Annotated in this window: 20 protein-coding genes; all 20 read left to right on the top strand. The window is 45.4% G+C overall.

Translation table 11 applies throughout. From position 1 onward, the window contains the following. Window positions 1-39 precede the first annotated feature (39 nt). The 20 genes from ACTQ16_RS03400 (at window position 40) to ACTQ16_RS03305 (ending at window position 24,804) form a co-directional block, all read left to right on the top strand. Entirely contained in the window at window positions 40-1,170 is a 1,131-nt protein-coding gene (locus tag ACTQ16_RS03400) for a glycosyltransferase family 4 protein (RefSeq protein ID WP_441936108.1), read from the top strand. Then, window positions 1,171-2,004, top strand: coding sequence for a polysaccharide biosynthesis/export family protein (locus ACTQ16_RS03395; protein ID WP_441936106.1), 834 nt, complete (start codon window positions 1,171-1,173; stop codon window positions 2,002-2,004). Window positions 2,005-2,188: 184 nt separating this feature from the next. Beyond that, a complete protein-coding gene (locus tag ACTQ16_RS03390; protein ID WP_441936104.1) occupies window positions 2,189-4,126 on the top strand; it encodes a polysaccharide biosynthesis tyrosine autokinase in 1,938 nt (645 codons plus the stop codon). 35 nt (window positions 4,127-4,161) lie between these two features. Further along, window positions 4,162-5,874 carry a hypothetical protein gene (locus ACTQ16_RS03385; protein ID WP_441936103.1) on the top strand — a complete coding sequence of 571 codons (1,713 nt, stop codon included), beginning with the start codon at window positions 4,162-4,164 and terminating at the stop codon, window positions 5,872-5,874. A gap of 5 nt (window positions 5,875-5,879) precedes the next feature. Beyond that, a complete protein-coding gene (locus tag ACTQ16_RS03380; protein ID WP_441936102.1) occupies window positions 5,880-7,718 on the top strand; it encodes an LruC domain-containing protein in 1,839 nt (612 codons plus the stop codon). A gap of 64 nt (window positions 7,719-7,782) precedes the next feature. After that, window positions 7,783-8,532, top strand: coding sequence for a hypothetical protein (locus ACTQ16_RS03375; RefSeq protein ID WP_441936100.1), 750 nt, complete (start codon window positions 7,783-7,785; stop codon window positions 8,530-8,532). Between the two features lie 39 nt (window positions 8,533-8,571). Further along, on the top strand, window positions 8,572-9,336 hold the full coding sequence (locus tag ACTQ16_RS03370; protein ID WP_441936099.1) for a hypothetical protein: 765 nt from the start codon (window positions 8,572-8,574) through the stop codon (window positions 9,334-9,336). 168 nt (window positions 9,337-9,504) lie between these two features. Then, window positions 9,505-10,320 carry a glycosyltransferase family 2 protein gene (locus ACTQ16_RS03365; RefSeq protein WP_441936097.1) on the top strand — a complete coding sequence of 272 codons (816 nt, stop codon included), beginning with the start codon at window positions 9,505-9,507 and terminating at the stop codon, window positions 10,318-10,320. Window positions 10,321-10,423: 103 nt separating this feature from the next. Next, window positions 10,424-12,151 (top strand): ATP-binding protein, encoded by a 1,728-nt coding sequence (locus ACTQ16_RS03360; RefSeq protein ID WP_441936095.1) that lies wholly within the window; start codon window positions 10,424-10,426, stop codon window positions 12,149-12,151. Between the two features lie 121 nt (window positions 12,152-12,272). Next, window positions 12,273-13,475: a glycosyltransferase gene (locus tag ACTQ16_RS03355; RefSeq protein WP_441936093.1), complete on the top strand. Its 1,203-nt coding sequence runs from the start codon at window positions 12,273-12,275 to the stop codon at window positions 13,473-13,475. A 118-nt stretch (window positions 13,476-13,593) separates the two neighbouring features. Beyond that, window positions 13,594-14,685, top strand: a complete 1,092-nt coding sequence (locus tag ACTQ16_RS03350; protein WP_441936091.1) for a glycosyltransferase family 4 protein — start codon at window positions 13,594-13,596, stop codon at window positions 14,683-14,685. Then, window positions 14,669-15,298, top strand: a complete 630-nt coding sequence (locus ACTQ16_RS03345; RefSeq protein ID WP_441936090.1) for an acyltransferase — start codon at window positions 14,669-14,671, stop codon at window positions 15,296-15,298. Before ACTQ16_RS03350 ends, ACTQ16_RS03345 begins: the two co-directional genes overlap by 17 nt. A gap of 8 nt (window positions 15,299-15,306) precedes the next feature. Next, window positions 15,307-16,449, top strand: coding sequence for a glycosyltransferase WbsX family protein (locus ACTQ16_RS03340; RefSeq protein ID WP_441936088.1), 1,143 nt, complete (start codon window positions 15,307-15,309; stop codon window positions 16,447-16,449). 164 nt (window positions 16,450-16,613) lie between these two features. Further along, window positions 16,614-17,834: a hypothetical protein gene (locus ACTQ16_RS03335; RefSeq protein ID WP_441936087.1), complete on the top strand. Its 1,221-nt coding sequence runs from the start codon at window positions 16,614-16,616 to the stop codon at window positions 17,832-17,834. After that, window positions 17,824-18,798 carry a glycosyltransferase family A protein gene (locus ACTQ16_RS03330; RefSeq protein WP_441936085.1) on the top strand — a complete coding sequence of 325 codons (975 nt, stop codon included), beginning with the start codon at window positions 17,824-17,826 and terminating at the stop codon, window positions 18,796-18,798. Before ACTQ16_RS03335 ends, ACTQ16_RS03330 begins: the two co-directional genes overlap by 11 nt. Window positions 18,799-18,802: 4 nt before the next feature. After that, window positions 18,803-20,122, top strand: coding sequence for a hypothetical protein (locus ACTQ16_RS03325; RefSeq protein ID WP_441936084.1), 1,320 nt, complete (start codon window positions 18,803-18,805; stop codon window positions 20,120-20,122). Between the two features lie 4 nt (window positions 20,123-20,126). Then, the gene (locus tag ACTQ16_RS03320; protein ID WP_441936082.1) at window positions 20,127-21,437 is read left to right on the top strand and encodes a glycosyltransferase; all 1,311 of its coding nucleotides are present in this window, start codon (window positions 20,127-20,129) and stop codon (window positions 21,435-21,437) included. A 44-nt stretch (window positions 21,438-21,481) separates the two neighbouring features. Continuing rightward, the gene (locus ACTQ16_RS03315; RefSeq protein ID WP_441936080.1) at window positions 21,482-22,546 is read left to right on the top strand and encodes a hypothetical protein; all 1,065 of its coding nucleotides are present in this window, start codon (window positions 21,482-21,484) and stop codon (window positions 22,544-22,546) included. A 51-nt stretch (window positions 22,547-22,597) separates the two neighbouring features. Next, the gene (locus ACTQ16_RS03310) at window positions 22,598-23,698 is read left to right on the top strand and encodes a glycosyltransferase family 4 protein (protein WP_441936079.1); all 1,101 of its coding nucleotides are present in this window, start codon (window positions 22,598-22,600) and stop codon (window positions 23,696-23,698) included. A gap of 35 nt (window positions 23,699-23,733) precedes the next feature. Further along, window positions 23,734-24,804, top strand: a complete 1,071-nt coding sequence (locus tag ACTQ16_RS03305; RefSeq protein ID WP_441936077.1) for a DUF1972 domain-containing protein — start codon at window positions 23,734-23,736, stop codon at window positions 24,802-24,804. Window positions 24,805-24,996: the final 192 nt, after the last annotated feature.

Here is a 24,996-nt window from a genome sequence, read left to right as displayed (position 1 = left end):
AATATCACCTGTTGAGGTTGTTTGGGAAGAAAATAGTGTATGAGCGTTTCATGGATTGTTGATTGTCTGTCAACCTTCGCGTTATGTATTTTGATTATCGGAGTGGCCATACCACGTGTCCAGTTGTTGGCCTACCGCAAGAATCTGTTAGACAAACCCGCCAAAAGAAAGGTGCACAAAGCCCCCACTCCTCGTCTGGGCGGCACCACCTTCCTGCCGGCACTGATGTTGTCGTTCACCATTGTGGTGGCGGTGAATATAGTGACAAGACAAGGCGAGCTGCTTGCCGAAGTCGCATCAGAGTCCCTGCCATTGGCCAGTGTCTTCTGCGCCCTGATACTATCGTATATCCTTGGTGTCGTTGACGATATCAGAGGAGTGGGCTACCATCTCAAGTTCATCGCCCAGTCCATAAGTGTACTGATTATCATTTTCAGTGGTGTGGAACTGTCAGGCCTCCGCACCCAGTTGCTGCTTGCATCATGGCCTCAGTGGACGGTTGTCCCCCTCACCGCGCTTGCCATGGTATTCATCATCAATGCCATCAACCTCATCGACGGCATCGATGGTCTGGCCTCCGGTCTGTGCATCCTTTCCTTTGTCTGCTACGGAATCGCCTTTGTATTTTGCAGTCAAAACATCTACGCCCTGTTGTCGTTTGCCTTTGTCGGAGTGCTCATCCCGTTCTTCTATTACAATGTGTTCGGCACACAAAGGAAAAGGAAGATTTTCATGGGAGACACGGGCAGCCTCACCTTAGGAATGATGCTCTGCTTCCTCAACATCAAACTCACCCAGATGCCGCAAGACTCCCTGCCCCACATCAACAAGTACCTTCTGGCCGCCTTGCCGCTGATGATACCGTGTTTCGATGTGATGAGGGTGTTTGCTTACCGCCTGCTCCATGGCAACAACCCATTCCTGCCCGACAACAACCATATCCACCACCTCCTGATAAGGACAGGACTCAGTGAACGCACAACCATGATCACCCTCATCCTGTCATCGGCCCTGCTCACCTTGACCAATGTGATGCTGTGCAACGATTTGGGGGTCATGTTGCTGCTGGCAGCCGACATCACCCTCTGGATAGTGGTCAATATCATCATCTACCTGTTGGTGAAACGCAAAGAAAAAAGAACGAACAATTCATTGATTGAACAACAATAGATGAAAAAAAGAGAAATTATATTGAATTGGCGTCACGCCATGCTATGGATAGCGGCAGCATTGCTGTATTCATGCTCCACTCCTAAAGACATTGCCTACTTCCAAAATGCCATGCAGCTTAAGGGCATGGCACTCCAGGCAGAACATAAGTTCCGTCTGCGCCCCGAAGACAAAATCAGCATTGTGGTGAACAGCAGCAACCCCATGCTCGAACAGCAGTTCACCCTCACTTCGCGGGGCAACAGCAACAACATCCTCGGTGCCGAAACGTCGCCCGCCACAGTCAGCAGCGGGTCGGGAAGTTCAATCATCGCCTACACCGTGGACGAACAGGGCACCATCGACTTTCCCGTGTTGGGCAAGATACGCGTAGAGGGCATGACACGCGAGGAGGTGGCAGCCTATATCAAGGAACGCCTCATCGCCCGCGAATTGGTGAGTGAACCCATCGTCACCGTAGAGTATGTCAATATGAGCGTCAATGTGCTTGGCGAAGTGTCCAGTCCCGGCAATGTGCCCATCACCAAAGACCACTTCACCGTCATCGACGCCCTGGCCAAGTCGGGCGACCTGACCATCAACGGCAACCGCCGTGCCGTCATGGTGAGCCGCAACAACAATGGGGTGAACGAGGTCCATCAGATAGATCTTACCGACATGCAGCAGACAATGCTTTCAGACGGCTACTATCTGCAGCAGAACGACCTGGTGTATGTCACCCCCAACGACAAGCGCAAGCGCGACTCCACCAATACAGGCAACATATTCCACACGCCCTATATCTGGATGTCAATCATCTCTATGCTAGCCTCATTAATAGCAATATTCAAATAACAAGATAACAATGAACAGCAATACATCTTTTAACAAACAGATAGAAGAGTTTCTGTCGTTGCAGGATTTTTGGATATTATGCCGCAGCCACTCCAGCTGGTTTGGCCTCTCCCTCGCCATGTTTCTGCTGGTGGCCATCTATTACCTGTCCATCACGCCCGATGTTTACACCTGTGAGGCTTCAGTGCTGGTAAAAGAGGAGACCACCCAAGGCACCGTGGCCCAGAGCTCAAACGGCAACAACTTCAACAACATGGCGCTGATACAGCAGCCGACCAATGTGCCCAACGTGCTCCGCAAATACACATCGCTTGCCCTGCTCACCGATGTGGCCTACCGCCTAGATACCATCAGGACAAAGAGCGAGGCCAAAAGGGTGGCAAAGACCCTACAAGGTGGACTAACCACGACACTCGACGATGAGAAGTCAACCATCATCAACCTGAAATACACCGACACTTCACCCGAGCGTGCAGAGCGGGTGCTCAACACCATCATAGAGGTCTATAACGAACGGTGGATCAACGAGAAAAAACAGATGGCAAGAAACACGGCAAGTTTCATCGATGAGCGTCTCTTGGTGATAGAGAAATCGCTCAACCAGGTGGATGACAGCATCTCCACCTTCAAGACACGCCACCATATCACCAACCTCGAACAGGCCAGCGGCCTCTACCTGCAGCAGCAGAACGAGTCGGAGTCGGAGATACTTCAGCTCACCAACCAGCTGTACATGGCGCAATACATCCTTGATGTGCTGAAAGACAACAAGTCGCGCTACAAGCTGCTGCCGGCACACACAGGTTTGACCAGCAGCGAGGCAGGCCAGCAGATAGCCCAATACAACACCTTGCTGCTGAAACTGAAGAACAATCTTGAAGGCACATCCACCCAGAACCCCATCATCATGCGCCAGGAGGAAGAATTGGGAGAGATACGCCAGAACATCATCGCCACCATCTCCAACTACATCAAGACCATTCAGATACAGATAGGCTCGATGCAGGGCTACAATGCCGATGTAAAGGAGAAGGTGACATCCAACCCCGACCAGGCCAAGAAACTGCTGTCGGTCGAGCGCGACCAGAAGGTGATGGAGAGCCTCTACCTCTACCTGCTACAGAAGAAAGAGGAGAACGAAATCAGCATGACCTATACCCCGGCACCCACGCAGGTGGTTGACATGCCCCACGGCAGCCCGTTTCCCACCTACCCCAACAAGAAGAACGTACTACTTGCTGCCATACTCATAGGCTTGCTCTTGCCTGCAGTCATCATCTTTGTCAGGGAAAGCCTCAACACCACGGTGCGCGGCAAACTCGACATCGAGAGCCGCACCCAGATACCTGTTGTCGGCGAGGTGCCCTTGTTTGACAACGTCAAGAAGCGTGTGGAGTTGAACGGCATCCATTTCAAGAAAAATAAAAGGAGCAGGCGTATGCCTCCACCCCTGTTGGTGCAGCAAGACAGCCAGAACGCCATCAACGAAGCATTCCGCATATTGCGCTCCAACATAGAGTTCATGTCCGACACGCCCAAGCACAAGAATGTGTATCTTGTCACCTCAATGTTTGCCGGTTCGGGCAAGTCGTTCATCACCATGAACCTGGCTTTGGCATTGGCCATCAAAGGGCGCAGGGTATTAATCATCGACGGCGACATGCGCCGTGCAACCGCCACACACACCTTCGGCAACAGAGAGGTTGGTCTGGCAAACTATCTCGGAGAGAAGGTAGAGCATGTAGAGGAGGTCATCTACCAGCACGACGAACTCCCCTCGCTGTATATCCTTCCTGTGGGAACTACCCCTCCCAACCCCACCGAACTGCTGTCAAGCCCGCGTATGCCCCTGCTGCTTGAACAGGTGCGCCCACAGTTCGATTTCATCCTCATCGACTGTCCGATGACAGAATCATTGGCCGATGCCAGCATCATCGAGCACCATGTCGACCGCACACTGTATGTGATTAGGGCAGGCCTGTTCCAGTGTCGATCGGTATATCAGCTCGATGCCCAAGTGCAGAACGGTAAATACAAGAATCTCTCCATTGTGCTCAACGCCATCAAGCCGGTGAGCCAATACGGTTACAAATACGGCTATTATTACAACTACAAATATTGACAAGGCGTGTAATCAACAACTAAAGTTTTTATGAGATGAAACAACATTATTTCTTCATATTCAGTTGCATCTGCATGATGCTGGCCACATCCAGTCTCAACACGCATGCCGATGATGTCCTGTCGGGAACCTCCCATACAGGCATTGACAATCTCAACTTCCAGTTGTATGGAGGAATCAACAAGTCGGCCAACGAAAATCTGCCCATGTCTGAATTTTCATCCTATCCATGGTCCGGCGGCGTGTTCCTCGGCATAGGCCAAGAGTTCAATGCCCTTTGGGGATGGCGCACCACCTTGAGATACAACTATAACAAGAGCCGCAACGTGCAGCAATGTGAAACCCCCGACACCTGGGGCTGGCAGAGCCTTGGCCTGTTTGCCGATGCCACCTTCGACATTACCGATGCGCTAGTAAGCCCCAAACGCCGTGGAGCCAGACTGAATGTCAAGGCATTTGCCGGTGTGGGAGCATCCTACGCCTTCGGCTATCCCAAAGACATTCCCCTCTCCTACTCGGCTTCCTATTCAACAGAGAGCAAGGTGGTGCCTGCAGCAAGGGCAGGCTTCGACATCACCTATCGGCTTAACGACAAATGGAAATTGGGCATGGAACTGAGCCACACCATTTTTGCCGACCGCTTTAATGGTGTGAAGACAGGCTCGCCTTTGGACATGCGTTCCAACATGAAGATAGGTGTCACCTATGTCCTGGGCAAAAAGACCCCAAAGCCAGGGGGAACAGACACCACCATCATTTACGACACTCGTCTGCACACGGTACCCACCCTGCCATTCAGAATTCCAAACAGCGAAGGACTCAAGCAGCGCATTGTAGAGGGAAGGGCATTCCTTGATTACCCCATCAACGAAACCTTCATCGATTCCAAATACCGCCGCAACCCCGAGGAGCTGAAACGGCTGCGCAAGACAATAGAGCATGCGCTCTTCGACAAGTCTATCCGCGTGCAACGTGTCACTTTCCACGGCTATGCCTCTCCAGAGAGTCCTTACAGCAACAACACCCGCTTAGCCAAGGGGCGCACCCAGTCGCTCAAACAGTATGTCTGCAAGCGCTACGGCATCCGAGAGTCGGTGGTAAAGACTGCCTATACGCCTGAAGACTGGGCCAACCTACGCACCTTTATCGACACCCGTGGCGTGAGCCGCCGCACCAAGGACAACATTTGGTATGAACATCAGTCAATTGTGGAGACACCCGAAATGCCACAATATGTGATCGATCACCGTGACGAACTGCTGCGGGTAATTAACCTCAACATGGACCTCGACGAGAAGGAGCAGTTGCTCAAGCAGGTGGGCGGTGGCGAACCTTACCGCTGGTTGCTGCAATATGTCTATCCAGGTCTGCGCCACACCGACTATACCATAGAATATGAGGTCAAGCACTATCCCGTAAAGGAAGCGCGCCGCCTGATATACACCCATCCTGAGGCTTTGAGTATAGAGGAAATGTATCGAGTGGCACAGAACTACGGCGAGGGCACCGACGGATGGATGGATGCGCTGCTGATAGCTGCCCGCCAGTATCCCGACGATGCCACAGCCAATCTCAATGCGGCATGTGGCTGTGTGAAGATGCGCCGCCTCACCGATGCCAAGAATTATCTCAAGAAGGCAGGCAACCTGCCCGAGGCTGCCTATTTGGCAGATATCATCCGTGCCATGGAGGGCAAGGTGAAATGGAAAATGGAAAATGACAAAGTAATCATAACCGAAAACAGATGAAGACGATGGACATAATCAAAGGATGTATTGCCCTGGCTGTCACTGCTCTGACCCTCATGGGCTGTAGCGACGGCAAGGACATTTCGGCAGTAGAACACACCCAAAACGCCTTTAAAGAACTGCTGGGTGGAGACTACAATACGATGCAATGGTGGCAAACCGCCGTGAAACTGAAGGTGGTGGCCAAGGCCGATGAGCCTACAGACATATACGCCTATTTTGTGGAAGGAGAAAGGGGAACCATGCTTGATTACCAGTTTGTAAACAAAGACACCACCTTTTATATGACTGTGCCTCAGTCGGGCAACACGAGAGTGGTGCTGATGGCCAAAGAAGAGAAGCAGATGGTTAGACAAGACGTGATTCTTACTGGTGCTCCCGTCCAAACGGTGGCATTTGACGTTAATCAGTTGAAAGACAACACCCGCAGCACATCTCGCGCCACACGTGCCGGACAGTCGCTCTATGGCACAGACATCCTGAGGAACATCGGCTATACGGAGGTGAACCGCGAAGGCATCGACATTGTCACCCAGTACACCAGAGAAGGAATGGACATCGAGAAGCGTGGACTCAACGGCAACTATGAGCTGATATCCCAAGGGCCTTTCAAGATCACGGTGTTCTATGGATTCACCGGATGTAATTCTTCTCGAATTCTTGGCTATTACCGCCATTCTCCCGGCACCTACCAGGATCTGGAATTAGTGGACATGGTAGACACACATGCCTACGACTATATCAATGGCGAAGCCAAACTGCAATATCAGTTAGACGGAATAGACACATGGTATGACAGTAATTTCGACTACCGCGACGGCTATACGGCCCCCTTCACCACGAAGGCCGACCGTTTGGGCGACGATACCTATAACATACAGCATGTAATGAACAAATACGGCAACCGGATGACCAAGGCTCGCGGACTGACATGGGAGATTAATGTAAAACCAGGCGACCGCATCGGCTTCTATCTGAAGATGGAGGGACGGCAGAACAGTGCACAGCGCGAGCTTGACGTGAAGAGGGGCCTGCCCTCCGGCAGACTGCCCAACCCCATGTACGAGACCAACTGGTCGGCCAAGGTGCTCAACACCGACGGAAAGCACAGGAGTGTGCTGATACAGGACCATGGCTATACCATCATGGGCATGGAGGATGAAGGAGCTAACAGCGACTTCGACTGCAACGACGTGCTCTTTGGCCTTCATGCCGATATGGAGAGCGAGATGCCCCTCATCACCGTCCCCGACATTGATGTGCTGCTGCCATCGGTGGAAAAACAGGTATGGACCATTGCCTACGAGGATGTGTGGCGCGACAACGACTTCGACTTCAACGATGCCGTGATTAGGATTCAGCCAGATGATGAGAACGAGACATGCGGCATCACCCTTATGGCCGTTGGCTCTTCAGAGAAAATGTACCTGCATTACGATGGACCTGACGGCGACCAGAACCTGGGAGAAATTCATGAACTGTTTAGACAAAAGAGTACGACCAAGGTGAATACCACTTCGGCTTACGCCACAGTGACTTTCGTAGAGCTGGACAAGGTAAAATGGTTGCGCAACTATACCGTTTCAGACGATGCCAAGAGATTCTACATCGAGGTGCAGCGCGGCACTTGCGAGGACTGCGGCGACCTGCTCACCCTACCCTACGAACCGGGCGTGATGCCACAAGCCATCCTTGTGGCAGGCAACTGGCACTGGCCCATGGAAGGCGTGCATATCACCACCGCCTACAACAAATTCTCGCCTTGGGCAATAGACATGAGCAACCTGAGATATTGGAACTGGTACACCGCTCCCCAACCCAACACCACCGTTGCCTACGAATAGGAGGTGACGTGACCCACGTCACAATATAGGAGATGAAGTGTCTTGCATCACCACAAAAAAAGCAATGAACAAAGAATCGAGAACCAACAAATCGCTGCTTAATGCCAGGGTAAACCTGCTGTTCTATTTCCTGGCGCTCCTCGTTTCCTTCTTCTCCCGGAAAGTCTTTCTCGACCATTTGGGGGCAGACTTTATCGGATTGACAGGCACATTAGGTAATATCTTAGGGTTTCTCAACTTAGCCGAATTGGGCGTGGGAGCCTCGGTGAGCTATGCACTCTATCAGCCCATTGCCAAGGGGAACAGAGACGAGATATGCAGAATCGTATCGGTCTTTGGCAGCCTTTACCGCTACATCGGCTGTTTTGTACAGGCGGCAGGCATCATCGTCAGTGCTTTCTTCCCCCTCATGTTCCAACACACCATCTTCGAGTTGGGCATCATCTATTTCGCCTTCTTCTCGCTGCTCACCTCCTCGCTCATCGGCTATTTCATCAACTACCGCTCCATACTGCTCTATGCCGACCAGAAGAACTATGTGGTGACGGCTTATTTCCAGACAGCCATACTCATCAAAACATTGGTGCAGATGGGCTTGGTCTGTTACACCGCCAACCTCTACCTGTGGGTGTCTATCGAACTGGTCTATAGCTTCATCCATGCCTCCATCCTGAACTGGAAAATTCGACAGACCTATCCTTGGCTCACAGCATCCGCCGCAGTGGGAAACAGGATGCGCAGCCAGTATCCCGAGATTGTGCAGAAGACCAAGCAGGTCTTCGTCCACAAGATGAAGGATTTCCTTATCCAGTAGAGCGACCAGATACTCATCTTTGCTTTCGTGTCGCTTAAGATGGTGGCCTATTACGGCAACTACACGCTGGTCGTCGGGCGCATCACCATGCTCTTCACCACCATGATGGGCGGTATTGTGGCAGGCGTGGGCAATCTCATTGCCGAGGGTGACAAGGAAAAAATACAGCGTGTGTTTGGCGAGATGCTGTTCACGCATTATGTCATTGCGGGCATCGTAGTATTTGCCATATATCAGGGCATTCAGCCATTCATTTATCTATGGTTAGGACAAGAATACCTGCTCAGCCATCCTATCCTCATCCTGCTGCTGGTCAATGCGTTCATCATGCTTTCCCGCGGTGCCGTGGATACCTTCAACGCAGCCTGTGGCAACTATCACGACACCTGGTCGGCATGGGTTGAGGCAGGCATCAACATCAGCGTCACCATCTTTTCGTGCATCCAGTGGGGGTTGGCAGGTGTATTGATTGGAAAGATAGCCAGTTTAGTGCCCATCATCGTGGTATGGAAGCCCCTGTTTCTTTATCGCACCAGTTTCAAACGTTCTATATGGCACTATTGGAAGACCGTTGCTCTTACATGGCTCGGCTTTGCCATTGCCTTTGGCATAGCCTCTTACAGCTCACGCCTCCTTCCATTCGACCCTTATCACGACTTTATGCAATGGACAAGCTATTGCGTGTCACTCACTGCCATCTTTGTCCTGCTATATGTCATCACCCTGTTTCTGTTCACGCAAGGAGCAAAAGACATGACACATCGGGTAATCAACACCATGCTGAAGAACAACCGAATATCCTAAATGGTGAGATTTCTGACAAAACATGTTTTGCTTCCCCCAAATAGTGACTACTTCGATGAACAAGTAAATACTACTTCGATGAACAAGTAAATACTACTTCGATGAACAAGTAAGTACTACTTCGATGAGAAACATCACCCCATCATATCAAGAAATCAATATCCCATCATGAAACTATCCATCATCACCGTCAACCTCAACAATCTGGAGGGGTTGAAGAAAACATACGACAGCATAGTCTGCCAGACCTTCACCGACTACGAATGGCTCGTCATTGACGGCGGCTCCACGGATGGAAGCCGTGAATTCATTGAGCAGCATCAAGATAAGTTTGCCTATTGGTGCTCAGAGCCTGACAAAGGTATTTACAATGCGATGAACAAGGGTATCGTGCGAGCCAAGGGGGAATATCTGAACTTCATGAATTCTGGGGATTGCTTTGCCAGTGAAGAAACGTTGACAGGTGTGTTTGATAAGGAAAGGAAGGCAGACATTCTTTATGGATATGTTACAAATAGAGTTATAAATGGGGAGTTTCATCATTCAAGTCTAATGAAACAAGTAGTCTGTTGGTATGATTTGTTTCTCTATACAATACCCCACCAAGGAGCATTTATCAGAAAGACCATGTTTACAATTGTTGGTTTGTATGAGGAAAAATGTAAAATTGTTGCGGATTGGAAATGGTTTGTTGTAGCAATACTCATTCACAAAGCATCATACGAATTTATACCATATAAGATTGCTGTAATGCAAGAGGTTGGCATTAGCAGTACTACTGCTAGTCAATTGGAGAGACAACAGCAGATGAAAGGTATTTTCCCCAGTTATATATCTGAAGATGATGCGCATAATCTGACAATTTTATCTATCATTCAATCAACAAAGTTTACTCGTTTCCTGTTTAAAATTGTAAAAATAACAGCGTTTCAGATTCACTTTATTCGCAAGAAGCGTGAGATTAGACATCAAACACCTCAATAACACCAATATGTTCATGGAAAACTATATGTACTAAAAGAATATGCTTGTTTCAAGATTACAAGCAAAATCGTATTTTTGTAGCGTTGACAGCAAACGGACAGTTATGAGCGAAGTAAAACAATTACCCTACGGAGTGGCAGATTTCGAGACCGTAATGAAGGACAACCTTTATTACGTCGATAAGACCATGTATATACCCCTGCTTGAGGAGCAGCCGCATAATCTCATGTTCATCCGGCCCCGCCGTTTCGGAAAAAGCCTTTTGCTGAGTATGCTCAGGACCTATTACGACAAGGCGAAGAAAGATCAGTTTGAGGAAATCTTTGGCTCGCTCTGGATAGGCAAACATCCCACGCCACTTATGGGAAGATACCAAGTGATGCATCTTGACTTCTCGCAGATTGGAGGCACGATAGACGAATTGGAGAAGAAGTTCGATGAATACTTGTGTTACAGACTTGATGCCTTTGTCAGGAAATATGCTGATGACTATCCAGCATATTTCCTAAAGTCATTCTTTGCGTGCAATACTTACACAGGCAAATTGATTCAGATTACCACAACAGCCAATGAACTCCGCATCCCGATGTACCTCATCATCGACGAGTATGACAACTTCACGAATGTCGTTCTCGGTGAAAATGGTGAGGAGATATATCATCAAATGACCCATGCCGAAGGCTTCTATCGGGATGTGTTCAAGAAGTTCAAGGGTACATTTGAGCGGATATTCGTCACGGGAGTAAGTCCTGTGACGCTGGATGACCTCACCAGTGGTTTCATTATCGGCTGGAACATATCCACATTGTTCTATTTCGATAAGATGCTCGGCTTCTCTACGGAGGACGTGCGGGAGATGTTTACCTATTACAAAGAAGTCGGTTCTTTGCCCACAAACTGCGATATTGAGGCCATGATAGAGGAGATAAGGCCATGGTATGACAACTACTGCTTCGCAGAAGAATGTCTTGAAGATGGCAATCGTGTGTTCAACAGCGACATGGTATTGTTCTACCTGCGCAACTACATACTATACAAGTCTGCGCCGAAAAACATGCTCGATCCGAACACTAAGACCGACTACAACAAACTGAAGCGACTCATACGTCTTGACCAACCGGACGGTGACCGCAAGGGAGTACTCAAGGAGATAGCGGAAAAAGGTGAGATTACATCCAACATCGTACTTTCCTTCCCCGCTTCAGACCTAATCAAGCCAAACAAGTTCGTCAGCCTTCTGTTTTATTACGGAATGTTGACTATCAAGGGGGTGTCTGGTCTTCAGCTCGTCCTTGCGATACCTAATAACAACGTCCGCATGCAATACTATAACTTCCTTATGGAAAACTACGATGAGGTATGCGGCGTAGATACTATGGAATTAGTCAGCAAGTATTCGGCAATGGGTGCGCAAGGCAATTGGCGCGATGCACTCCAGTATCTGTGCGACCGCTACAAACTCCTCTCCTCCGTGCGTGACTCTATTGAGGGCGAGAAAAACATTCAGGGGTTCTTTATGGCTTACCTAAGCCTATGTAGTTACTATATCATAGCCCCAGAAATGGAATTCAACCATGGCTATTGTGACTTGTTCCTCATGCCTAACATGGCACACTACAAGGCGAAGCACAGCTATATCATTGAACTCAAATACCTGTCGAAAGCAAATTTTACAGATGAGACGGCCACGAAACAATGGAATGATGCAGTGGAACAGATTAACCGCTATGCTGTGGCTCCAAGAGTGGAAGCCCTTCGCCAAGGTACACAACTCCATAAAATCATCATCCAGTTCTGCGGATGGGAGATGATGAGGATGGATGAGGTTTAGTCCCTATAAGTTCACTTTTGATGTAGATATAATAAATCAGGGTCTGTTTCGATCAAAAATACTCAATTTAGGGCATATTTCCTATTTGAAACTGCTGAAATATCCTACATGACAGCTTAAAATGATGAACATCTGCATTGTTAATTTACGCGAGAATAATCCAAATATCGGTGGGGTTGAAAGAGTGTCTTATGAATTAGGTCACGATTGGATGAAGAAAGGACATAATGTTTTTTTCTTGTCACAATATAAGAGTACGATAAAAAAGTCGTACCAATCGCTATGCAAGGAATTTTTCTTACCTAATAGAGATAAAGCTGATTCTACAGAGAATGTGGAATTTTTTATCAAATTATTAAAGGAGAACAATGTAGATATTATCTTGAATCAAGGAAGTGTATTTATTCAACTATGTGAATTGTGTAGATTGGCTAAAGAAAGTACAGGAATCAGGGTGATAACAACAATTCATTATGCTCCCTTGTGTAAGGTTACTGATGTTGAAAATAGCTTTTTCATAGAGGCAAAGTTAGGGACCAATATCCGAAAGTGGATGATTGATATAGGACTATACCTAAGATATGTTTTATATAAAAAACAAGCATTGATAAAAACAGAAAAGGAAGAGTTAAAGCGCGTATCAACTTTTAGCGATGCCATGGTTTGTTTGTCGTCTTCATTCTTATCGACGTTTCAGAACTTATTAGGAGATTCTGGTACTGCACAATTAATAGCCATACCAAATCCTATCAAACAGATTGAGAAATCGATGGTGCTGAAAAAGCAAAAATCAATTATTTATGTTGGTAGATTAGAGTTTGGACTAAAAAGAATAGATCGATTGATAAAGATATGGGCTAAAACTGAGCATCAGTTCCCCGATTGGGAATTTCGTATTGTTGGTGATGGAGGACTGCGTCCATTTTTTGAAAAGATGGCCTATCAGATGGGACTCGAAAGAATTTATTTCGAGGGGTTTAAAGACCCCGATAGGTATTATGCAGAAAGTCCTATTATTTGCCTTTCTTCTTCTTCAGAAGGTTTTGGAATGGTTCTAGTTGAAGCACTAAGATATCAATGTATACCCATTGCATACAATTCTTTCTCGGCTCTTTCAGATATAGTGATAAATAATGTGAATGGGTATTGCATTCCAGCATTTAAGGAAAAAAAATTTGTAAAGAAATTGCATCATCTAATGAACAATGAGGATGAAAGGAACCGACTTGCATCGAATCATGCCATTACGCTTGACAAATTTGCATTTGACAAGATTTCTCAAAGGTGGTTGGATTTGTTTGAAGAACTTATAAATCGCCGATAATAGCTATAAATTCCGTACAGATATGCGCATACTTTGGTTTTCAGTAACACCCTCATTGTTCCATTCCTATAGCAATGGTCATAACGGTGGTGGATGGATTGCGTCATTGGAAAGAATCGTGAGACAGATTCCTGAAATTAGGTTGGGCGTTGCCTTCAATTTCACTGATAAAGGGTTTGTTTATGAGCAGAATGGTGTAAAATATTATCCTATCTCTCATGGAAGCTTGGAAACATACAAAAAAATCATTGATGATTTTAAGCCAGATGTGATACAAATATTCGGAAGTGAAAATGAGTTTGGTGTGATTTGCGGCAACACAAAGATTCCAGTTGTCATTCACATGCAGGGCTGTTTGCCTCCATACCATAATGCATTGTTCCCCATTGGAATGAGTCCGATAGATTTCATCCTTCAAAAAGGATTGAGTTTACGATACCGTTATATTGGCTTAAGATCAGAATCGGCATTCCGTAAGCATGCAAAACGGGAATTGCAGACTATTGGCAATTGTCGGTATTTTATGGGACGTACCGACTGGGATTGTCGTTTGATTGATTTGTTCAATCCATCTGCGACCTATTTCCACTGTGAGGAGGCATTACGTCAGTCTTTTCTTGATGGAGAGGAGGTATGGACAGGGAATGAAAATGGAACTAAAAGGGTAGTCAGCGTTATCTCACGACCTTGGTATAAAGGATGCGATTTGATTCTGAAAACTGCGAATCTCTTGACGAAATACACGGATATTGATTTTGAATGGCAAGTATATGGCATCCCTGAGATGCATTTTTATGAACACAAATATGGAATAAATGCTTCAAACGTCCATATTAAGGTAATGGGGACTGCAACAGAAGAGGAACTGTTGAAAGCACTCTGCGGTTCTTCCTGCTATGTGCATTCAAGTTATATCGACAACTCCCCGAACAGCCTCTGTGAGGCACAAATTCTGGGCGTTCCTGTATTGGCGACACACGTTGGAGGAATCTCCTCCTTAGTCAAGGATGGAGAGAGCGGGATATTATTCCCTGCCAATGATCCATATACCCTAGCCTCACTAATCAAACAGATTTTCCATGACAGAGAGTTGGCAGACACTCTGAGCAAAGGAGCAAGGAAACAAGCTCTTCTTCGCCATGATCCTGAACGTATAAAGCAAAGATTGATACAGATTTATAGGCATATCATTCATGAAAATAATACTTGATATCTTTTTTGTTGTCGGTTTATACTTGGGGAGGCTTTTTTCCTTGCTGAGTGGAAAAGGAGATTTCCTTCTCTATCAGTTTCGACGTGCGCTTATTACCGGTTACCATAAAGGTAGGTTCAAGTCTTTTGGCCAAGGAAGCAAATTGGCATCAGGGCTGTTGTTATTGAACCCTCAATATATGGTTGTCGGAAAGAATGTTTCTATATTAGGGAAGTGTGTGTTGGAATGTAGCCCATCTGAAGACAATAAGCCTGAAATGGTACTTGGAAATGATATTTCCATAGGGGAATACTCGCATATCAGCTGTGCTCAACAAATTATAATTGGGGATGGTCTATTGACTGGACGATTTGTATTGATTACAGACAATGCTCATGGGCAGAATTCTGCATCAGAACTGACGATAAATCCGTTGGCGAGGAAAATCTACTCTCCAGGCCCAATTACAATAGGAAGAAATGTGTGGATTGGGGACAAGGCAACCGTTTTACCGAATGTTACTATAGGAGATGGAGCGATTATTGCTGCCAATGCCGTAGTAGTCAAAGATGTTCCGCCCTATTCTGTTGTTGCAGGATGTCCTGCTAAGATTGTAAAAATAATTAAATAATAATAGCTATGAAGGTAATTCCAGTATATCTTCCTCAATTTCACTGCATTCCCGAAAATGACAGATGGTGGGGAAAGGGTTTTACGGAGTGGACGAATATGAAAAGTGCTCAGCCGCTTTTTGAGGGACACAACCAACCAAGAGTGCCATTAGACAATAATTATTATGACCTGAGTGATATTGCCACTCTTAAATGGCAATGTGAACTTGCCCGTAAATATGGTATCTATGGCTTTTGCATGTATCACTATTGGTTTAGTGGAAAAACGTTATTGGAAAAGCCAATGGAGATGCTGCTGGCTCATCCCGAAATAGATATTCATTACTGTATTTCGTGGGCAAATGGAGAATGGCGTGACGCATGGAAACGCAAAGACACCAAGCAGTCGAAAATTCTGATTTTCGATGATTACGATGATGAGCAGCTATGGGTGGATCATTTCAACTACATGCTTCCGTTTTTCAAGGATAAGCGCTATATGAGAGAAGATGGCAAGCCCATTCTGGTCATCTATGCTCCCCACCTGATTCCAAAGTTGAACAAGATGCTCGACCTATGGGACACAATGGCAAAAGAGAATGGATTGTCTGGATTGATTTATATCTATCAAAGTGCAGCCTCAAGTTTAGATCGTTCATGGGACAGATCACGCTTTACATATGGAGTGGAAATGAATCCGGGATATGCTCATGTGGTTGGGACATCGAATCATAATCAATACAAGTTAAGATTGATAAAAATCGTCAATCACCTTAAGCGGAAATTAAATATTAAAAGAAGTTTGTATATTAGTCGATCGGTGTCTCAGATTAAACATGTTGATTATGATCAGGTATGGCAGAAGATATTATCATTACGCCCAGAGGAGGGCCAGAATACAATCCCTTGTGCGTTTACGGACTGGGACAACTCTCCCAGATTTGGCAAGAATGGTATCGTATATGATGGGGTAACTACACAAAAATTCTATCATTACTTTGCCTTGCTCTGCCAAAACGCAAAAAAATATTATAAAAGCGACAAGGTGTTTGTCTTTGCATGGAACGAATGGGCAGAAGGCGGATATTTGGAGCCTGACCAATTGTACGGTTTAGGATTCTTGGAGGCAATCAAAAAAGTACTGGACGAAGAACAATACGGAACAGAATAAATGCAACTTCTTTCCTCTCCGACAAGCCCATCACAATTATCCAATTATAACTACCAGAGTTTTTGGAATCATTGCATGAAGACTATAGGTTGGAAAAGCTATCTGGCATTGTTCTGCACGGGAGATTATGTAAGAAGCATCATGCAAAGAAATAAGCAATAAAAATGTGGATTCTACAAAAAATCAAATTTATCTATGAGGACAAGGTGCTGGCCACAATCATGCTGGTACTTTTTAATATCATGTTTGTTCCCCTAGAGCAAGGTCCATTTAGTCCAGTGAAGATTGGCTTTATGGGTATCTGTCCCTTGATATTCATTGCCAAGAAGCCAATCGTCACCAAGGCACTCGTTCTGGCTGCAATTTATTGGCTCGTTTGTTATACCTTGTCCTTGCTGAAAGGTGAAATGCGATTCTCCACCTTGGGCTTCTTGGGCATGTATTTGATTTTGTATGTAAACTTTTACAGCTTTGTTGTGAAAGGAACGTTTACGTTAGACTTTTTTACCAAAATCCTGCAATATCTGATTATGGCATACGGCATTACTTTGATTGGACAACAATTATGTGTGTTAGTAGGCCTTCGGAATATGCCTTTATTTAATTTGCAGAATCAGTTCTTTTTATCCATTACGAAATTGCCTGCTTTAACCTTAGAGCCCAGTCATTCGGCACGCATTTTGACCTTTGCCATGTTGGGTTATTTACGGTGCTTAGAAATAAAGAAGGGTAAAAAGCCGACTATTCAAGAATGGTTTGATAAGGATCATCGCACCGTGACTTTCTTATTCTTATGGAGCATGCTGACGATGGGAAGCGGAACCGCCTTTGTGGGCATGGGAGTTCTGAGCTTCTACTTCATAACACGCAAAACCGTTATCTATATTATCCCGTTGATAATCGGAATGTTCATGTTGGGGCAGTCAATGGAATTGAAACAAATGGACCGTGCTGTAGCACTGGCAGAAGCTGCATCAACAGGAAGCGCAGAAGAGGCCATGGCTGCCGATGGCAGCGGAGCAACGAGAATAATTCCCGTGATGAACGTCTTCACAAAGACCGATGTCACCCAACTTGAAACTTGGATAGGGAAAAAAAGCATGGAAAAGGACAAATACTGGTGGAAGCGTACAGACACAAAGATATATGACCAATATGGTCTTATTGCATTTATTATATCTTTAGTGTTTATTTATTCATGTGTCATACGTCATTTTTTCAGCATTGAAACATTGCTGTATTTGATCCTTCTTGGTTTCACACTTGGTAATATTTATTATGCATGGGGGTGCTTGATGATTATGACAGGTGTGAGGTATTTTCAAAATAACTATGGTGAACAATTAGTGTTGACAACGGTTCAGAAAAAGAAATATGAGGACTGAAATAACCCTTGCCATCTGCATGTACAATGCGGAGAAATACATTGAAGAGACATTGGCTTGCATCATGACACAAACGATGCAAGATTTTCACCTTTTGTTGGTGGATGATTGCAGCACGGATAGAACGGTAGAATATGTGGAGCGGTTCTTTCAGCAGAATCAGCGCCAATATGAGTTGGTGAAGCTTGCTCAAAACCAAGGTATTGCATATGGACGGAATTTTGCATTACATCATGCACAAACCAAATACTTGATATTTGTTGATTCGGATGACCTGCCTCTTCCTCAGCTTCTTGAAAAGGAATATCAGGTTTTATCGAATGATGAGAATTTGATCGCTGTGAGCTCATGGTCTCAATTTATAGATGCAAAAAGTAAGAAAATGAGAGGTGGCCTGTTCATTGGTGACACTACAAAGGCACAATTCTTGAAAAGAGCACAGGCGGCAAAACGAGTCTATCTTCCCATACAAACTATGTTTGATCGTGAGGCTGCTATTCGAGTAGGTGGTTTTTCCTTAGATGGTTATCCAGTTGGAAAACCACGTTATAGGGATTTTTGTGAAGATTTAGAACTTTGGACACGCCTTAGTGATTTGTATGCGGAAGGAAAGTATATTATAGTGTTGCCCGAGGTGCTATATCTTTATCGAAAATCCGAAGGATTATCTTCAAGCCATTTTAATATGATTATCAAGATGGAATATGTGAAGGTAAATTTGCGACGTCGCCGTAAGGGAATGAAAGAGTTGACTTTTATTGACTATTATAATTCGCTTTCGGAGATAGAACGGGCACGACTGCAAAAAGACTCCCATGCGGCAGACTGTTTGCGAAATGGCGTTTTCTACATCAGAGAGAAAAAAATAATCAGGGGGTTAGCTCTTCTATTTGAATGTGTGTGGAACCACCCTTCTTATATTATAGACAAAGTGATTGCCAACTCTGGTTTGTTCAAAAAATAATGGTATGAGTGAGATTTCGGCTAAACATATTTCGGATGTCGTTGGCTTACTCAATGATAATGCGGACTATGCTGTTCTGAGGAATTTTGAGGGTCTTCCCGATAATAACAAGAGTCGCGACATTGATATCATCATCACACGGAAGAGTTATGTCGCACTGAAAAGTGAACTGCTAAAACTGATTGATTCCTCAGGGTGGAAAATCATCACTTATCTGCATAGTGACCGGCTTATTACATACGTGTGCGGTTTCTCATGTGGTGAACACATCGAACTGGTGCAATGGGATTTTTTCTTTAATACATCTGTATGGGGAATATTATTGATGGATGCCAGTGAGTTCGTTCAGCATCGACAGTTCAACGGTTTCCTCTATTATATGGAGGTTGAGTATCAGTTTCTCGACAAGTATCTTTATAATCGTGCAGTGGGAAGTCAGTTCCCCGATAAATACGCATGGATGAGAGAGAAAGCAAGCCAAAACTTGGTCGTGAAGGAAAAGATCAAGGCGGTTTTTCGTGTCAATTCGATTGAAGAATGTGACAATATAGATAGCCATATATTAGTGATGCGAGCCGTTGCTGCTAATTTTTTACAGCGCCCCCTTGATTCCATCGGAAACGTTCTCCTTTTTCTGTGGACTTTTATAAGGAATTACATCTGCTCCAATACAGGCTTTTCCATTGGCTTTACCGGTCCTGACGGTTCAGGTAAAACCACGGTTATTGATTTGATGATAGAGAACCTTGGGGAGGTGTTCCGCAAGGCACATGTCTATTTTCACTTCCGTCCCATGCTGTTTGGCAATCTGGGTGAAGTGGCACATAGTGCAGGCATAAAGAAAGAGGTGGACAGGAGCTACGAAAAGCCTCATCGTGGAGCGAAAACAGGTATGCTGAGTTCCTTGCTTCGGTTGGCTTATTATTCTGTGGATTACCTTTTGGGTTATTTTCTGCGGGTGAAGCCTGTAACCCGTATCACCCGACTTGCCATCTTCGACCGTTATTATACGGATATTATTTGTGACAGCCGTCGCAGCCGCATCTATCTGCCTGTCAAGTTTCTTTACGGGTGGGGGAAGTGTTTCATTCCCTCGTTGGATTACAACATCCTGCTCACGGCTCGTACGGAGACGATATTAACCAGAAAGAGAGAACTGGATGCAGCAGGTGTTGAGGCAATCAACCAGAAAATAGACTATTTGGCGGATAAGCCAGGTTTCTATAAGGTGATGAATGAAGGCACGCCTCAGGAGGCTGTAGCAAGAATTCTGCGAATAGTCTTTGAGAGGCAACATAAGAAGAATATGAAAAGATTATCGTAAGTTTATGAATAGTCCATTTTTCTCAATCATTATTCCTGTGTATAATAGGTTGTCACATGAAATGATGCTCTCTACCAAGAGAACCGAACAAGAAAAACTTAAGATATTCGTTTCAGCCTACGCTTGTGAGCCTCATCTGGGAAGTGAGATTGGCGTGGGCTGGCACTGGGTGCTGGAGATGTCGAAGTACTTCGAGCTGTGGGTGCTGACACGCGAAAGCAATCGGCACACCATCGAGCCTTGGATTGACAAGCATCCCGTATATAAAAATATCCACTGGCTGTATTACGACTGGCCCAAATGGGCACGTTTCTGGAAAAAGGGTTTGCGCGGCGTGCGTACCTATTATAATATATGGCAGGTGTGTACCAACCATATCGTGAAAAAGACCATGCAGGAGAATGACATCAGGATTTTCCACCATCTCACCTACGGAAACGCATTGTGGAAGGTGAGCAGCTATGGACAAAAGCAATTCTTTATATGGGGACCCATAGGAGGTTTGGAAACCATACCTGAAGAATTTTGCAAACACTACGGAAAAAAAAGCTATATCATTGAAAGGATTCGTAGGCAAATAGCTTCGTTGAGCAAATGGAACATGGGATTCAAAAAACGATGCAAAAATGCCAATCTGATATTATGTAAAACGGACTTTACCCGTCAATACATTCCTTCGGCTTATGCCAACAAGACCATCATTTTTACTGATGTTGCTGCTGAAGCAACGCTTTACCCTTGCCACAAACAAACGGGAAAAAAGGATGTCACCGAATATGTCACTATAGGCCGCCTGGATGCTTGGCGTGGATTTGACCTGATCATTGAAGCTACCCATGCCGCCGTGAAGCAGAATGACCAAATTCATGTGACAATAGTAGGAGAAGGCTATGACAAGGAAAGACTTGAAAGGATGGTCAAAGACAGGGGGCTTGGCAAATATATATCGCTTACAGGCAAGATTTCCATGGAGAAATACAAAACATTGATGGCTGATGCTGATGTTGTGATCAATGCAGCATTGAAGGAGGGAGCCGTCACTGTTTCATTTGACGCTATGGCATTGGGGAAACCCTTGATATGCATAGACACAACTGGATATACACGATACTTCACGCATGACTATGCGATCATCATACCCAGAAAAGGAAGAGATTTTGTGATAGACCATATCACGAAGGGGATGTTGAGACTTACTGATGTAGAGACAAGAAAAATGATGGGCAAAAAAGCTCAAGATGCTTCCGCTACATGCTGCTGGGAACACCATGGAGCCGAAATAAAAGATGTGATTACCCGAGCATATCGTTCGTAGATAAACCTTTGCATTTGATGACTATCACTGCTGTTTTCAAAAAATTGTTTAACCTCGATGAAGGATGCCTGTTCTATCGGTTCAATAATGCCGATGGAAAGATCTGGATAATGCCTGCCAAAAACCTTCGCACAGCAATGGAACTATATCAGCCAAGCGGCTGGAAGGGGAAATGGATGAAAAGAGGCTTTCCTATGCTGCACAAGATACGGATGGTGAGGAGTCTGATTCATACGGAGAAAATCAGATGCAGATTTGATGGGAAATTGAAGAAGTTGTTAGAGAAGGTAACTGACACGGAAGAATTGGATTTTTCCATCTTCTGCGGAACACCCTGTGTACATCAGAAAATAACGATTCAACTCAGCAAAGGACACAGGATATTGGGGTATTGCAAGGCTACAGACAGCTGTGAAATAGCCGCATTGTTTGATAATGAAGCACAGTTGTTGAATGTTCTGCATAAAAAAGGTATAAGGAGTGTGCCCGAATGTCTGTTCTGTGGAGATTTGGGCAACGGGGTGAGCATATTCGTGCAAAGTACAACAAAAACAAGTCAGTCAAAGGTGGTACACGAATGGGGAATACTACACGACAAATTTCTGTTACGGCTGAAAGAAGCGACCATTCAAGAAATAGCATTTGAAAAGAGCGACTTTTGTCGGGTGCTCACGGCTTTGCAAAAACATACCGACTGGCTACCCGAAGAGGTGGACAAGGCTATGGTGATGAATGCCGTTGAAGATACGGTCAAGCAATGGGAGGGAAAACGTGTTGGATTTTGTGCTTATCATGCTGACTTCACTCCATGGAACATGTATGTGGAGCAGGACGAACTATTTGTCTTTGATTGGGAATATGCCCAGATGACCTACCCTCCCCTGTTGGATAAATATCATTTCTTCATCCAGACATTCATTTTCGAGCGTCACTGGACAGCCCAGGACATCATGGCTTATGTTGATTCGCCGGATGGGAAATGGATGGACAAGATACTGTTCAAATGCTATCTGCTGGACATGATAGCACGTTTTACCATAAGAGAAAAGGGAACAATAAACGGCGACATCAGAAGGCTGATGCAAATATGGAGTGGACTTTTGGCTTGATTAATCATGTAACCATGATTGTTACAAATATCATTGATGAAATCTAAATGAATGAAAACTATCGTCTGTTTCCATCTTTTCAACGATTATAGTGGAAGCCCCAAGGTGCTGAGGATGGTGCTGGAGGGGTTGCTGAACAAAGGCTACAACGTGGACTTGGTGTCTTCGTGTGGCGGTGTGCTGGATGAACTGGAGGGCATGAAGAATTTCAGAAAACATTCGTATTTCTATCGCTTTTCCAACAATCCGGCTATTACCATGGCAAGATATGCCGTGGTGCAGATCTATACATTCTTCCTTGCACTGAAATGGATGTTCCGCCGTGATGTGGTGTTTTATATCAACACGTTGCTCCCTATAGGCGGAGCTTTGGCAGGACGACTCACGGGCAAACGGGTGGTGTATCATTACCACGAGAATGCGTTTGTGAAAGGAGTTTTCTACAAGACGCTGGCATGGATGATGCAACGGCTGGCTCACGAAATCGTCTGCGTATCGGGTTATCAGGCTTCTTCATTGGCCGACCCAAGCAAGGTGACGGTAATCCCCAATGCGCTGCCCAAGGATTTTGTGGAACGAATGACACCCGATGCCGAAAAGGCTTTCAACCTCAAAACCATACTCATGATTGCCTCGCTTAAAGCATATAAGGGTACAAGGGAGTTTGTTGAATTGGCTGTAAGAATGCCTGAATATCGCTTCATCCTGGTGCTCAACGAAACGCAGGAGAATATCAACAGTTTTCTGAATTCTATTCACTGGAAAGCAACCAAGGGTGCCAACCTCAAGATTTATCCTCGGCAAAGCGATACGACACCTTTTTACATGAAGGCTTCTATTGTGCTGAACCTGTCGGACAAGGAGAAATTCATCGAAACATTCGGCATGACAGTGCTTGAGGCCATGAGTGCCGGACTACCGGTAATCGTGCCCACTGTTGGTGGAGTGGCTGAGCTGGTGGAAAACGGCAAGAATGGATATAAGATTGATGCGAAAGACTTGGAACTGATAGAGAAGCGCATACATGAAATGCTGTCAGACAAACAAAACTATATCGGAATGGCCAACAATGCACTGAAAAAAGCAAGGCTTTTCTGTGCAAAGAACATGATTTCTGCCATAGAAACGCTTCTGCAGAATGGCATACGGTAAACCAATAGAATACAAAAAACAATAATTATTAAACAATGAAACGGATTGCAATAGTTGGCACACAGGGAGTGCCTGCTCAATACGGTGGATTTGAGACACTGGTGGAAAACCTGATTGGAGTGAACTGTAGTTATAACATCAAATACACCGTGTTCTGTTCGGCAAAGGATTATGATGACAGACGAAAGACATTCAAGGGGGCCAAACTGAAATATATCCCTCTATTCCACGCCAACGGTGCACAAAGCATTTTCTACGATATATTGTCGCTGATGTGCTGCATCATAGGTTTTGACACTGTGCTTGTTCTGGGTGTTTCAGGGGGTGTTTTCCTGCCCTTTTTCCGTTTGTTTTTCCATAAGAAACTGATTGTCAACATTGACGGTTTGGAACATACCCGTGCCAAATGGGGAGGATTTGCCAAATGGTATCTCAGACTGAGCGAAAAGCTGGCGGTGAGGTGCGCTGATATCGTTATTGCCGACAACAAAGTGATACAGCGATATGTTGAAGAAAAATATGGAAAAAGTCCAGAACTGATAGCCTACGGTGGAGACCATGTGCTGCGCAATGTGTCGGAGGAGAAACAAAGCAGCATATTGAACAAGTATATGCTCGACAAAAAAGGATATGCCTTGTCGATATGCCGCATAGAGCCTGAAAACAAATGCGACATCACATTGCAGGCCTTTGCCGAAAGCGGTATGCCGCTGGTGTTTATCGGCAACTGGAACCACAGCAGCTACAGCAAGAACTTGAGGTTCAAATATGGCATGATACACAATATCCGTATTTTAGACAGTATCTACGACCTTGACGTGCTCTATACTCTGCGCAAAAACTGCCGCTTGTATGTCCATGGGCATAGTGCGGGCGGCACCAATCCTTCATTGGTGGAGGCCATGTTCTTCGGATGCCCCATACTGGCCTACGGAGTGGAATACAACAGAGAAACCACCTTCAACATGGCTCACTACTACCTTGATGCCGAACAATTGAAAGAACTCTGCATGAACGTAAAGCAAAATGATGGTGACTTGACCAATCTGACTTACCATCACTACCCATGGAAAAACATCATCAAACAATATGAAGCCCTCTTTTAAAAGGTAGCAAAGCATTATACCTAAAATCCGCAACTATCATCCAATACACGATTAAGGGTAGATTTATGAGTCGTTAGTAGCAGCTTTCAGTAAAAAGCAACAGCACAACATCAATATGTAGCCACCATCCCCTTACCCCACGATGCGACTTGAGGTAATACGCAGATTCAAACCGGAAAGAAAGGATTCTTA

It is taken from the genome of Prevotella sp. LCP21S3_D2, assembly GCF_052118345.1.
GTDB lineage: Bacteria > Bacteroidota > Bacteroidia > Bacteroidales > Bacteroidaceae > Prevotella.
The sequence above is the reverse complement of the archived record's forward strand: the minus strand, read 5'-3'. Positions and strand labels throughout refer to the sequence as shown.

Bases quoted from the DNA above. Each gene is read 5' to 3' on its own strand.
- ACTQ16_RS03400 (WP_441936108.1), top strand. From the start codon at position 40: ATGAGCGTTTCATGGATTGTTGATTGTCTGTCAACCTTCGCGTTATGT.
- ACTQ16_RS03395 (WP_441936106.1), top strand. From the start codon at position 1,171: ATGAAAAAAAGAGAAATTATATTGAATTGGCGTCACGCCATGCTATGG.
- ACTQ16_RS03385 (WP_441936103.1), top strand. From the start codon at position 4,162: ATGAAACAACATTATTTCTTCATATTCAGTTGCATCTGCATGATGCTG.
- ACTQ16_RS03380 (WP_441936102.1), top strand. From the start codon at position 5,880: ATGGACATAATCAAAGGATGTATTGCCCTGGCTGTCACTGCTCTGACC.
- ACTQ16_RS03375 (WP_441936100.1), top strand. From the start codon at position 7,783: ATGAACAAAGAATCGAGAACCAACAAATCGCTGCTTAATGCCAGGGTA.
- ACTQ16_RS03370 (WP_441936099.1), top strand. From the start codon at position 8,572: ATGGTGGCCTATTACGGCAACTACACGCTGGTCGTCGGGCGCATCACC.
- ACTQ16_RS03365 (WP_441936097.1), top strand. From the start codon at position 9,505: ATGAAACTATCCATCATCACCGTCAACCTCAACAATCTGGAGGGGTTG.
- ACTQ16_RS03360 (WP_441936095.1), top strand. From the start codon at position 10,424: ATGAGCGAAGTAAAACAATTACCCTACGGAGTGGCAGATTTCGAGACC.
- ACTQ16_RS03355 (WP_441936093.1), top strand. From the start codon at position 12,273: ATGATGAACATCTGCATTGTTAATTTACGCGAGAATAATCCAAATATC.
- ACTQ16_RS03345 (WP_441936090.1), top strand. From the start codon at position 14,669: ATGAAAATAATACTTGATATCTTTTTTGTTGTCGGTTTATACTTGGGG.
- ACTQ16_RS03340 (WP_441936088.1), top strand. From the start codon at position 15,307: ATGAAGGTAATTCCAGTATATCTTCCTCAATTTCACTGCATTCCCGAA.
- ACTQ16_RS03335 (WP_441936087.1), top strand. From the start codon at position 16,614: ATGTGGATTCTACAAAAAATCAAATTTATCTATGAGGACAAGGTGCTG.
- ACTQ16_RS03330 (WP_441936085.1), top strand. From the start codon at position 17,824: ATGAGGACTGAAATAACCCTTGCCATCTGCATGTACAATGCGGAGAAA.
- ACTQ16_RS03325 (WP_441936084.1), top strand. From the start codon at position 18,803: ATGAGTGAGATTTCGGCTAAACATATTTCGGATGTCGTTGGCTTACTC.
- ACTQ16_RS03320 (WP_441936082.1), top strand. From the start codon at position 20,127: ATGAATAGTCCATTTTTCTCAATCATTATTCCTGTGTATAATAGGTTG.
- ACTQ16_RS03310 (WP_441936079.1), top strand. From the start codon at position 22,598: ATGAAAACTATCGTCTGTTTCCATCTTTTCAACGATTATAGTGGAAGC.
- ACTQ16_RS03305 (WP_441936077.1), top strand. From the start codon at position 23,734: ATGAAACGGATTGCAATAGTTGGCACACAGGGAGTGCCTGCTCAATAC.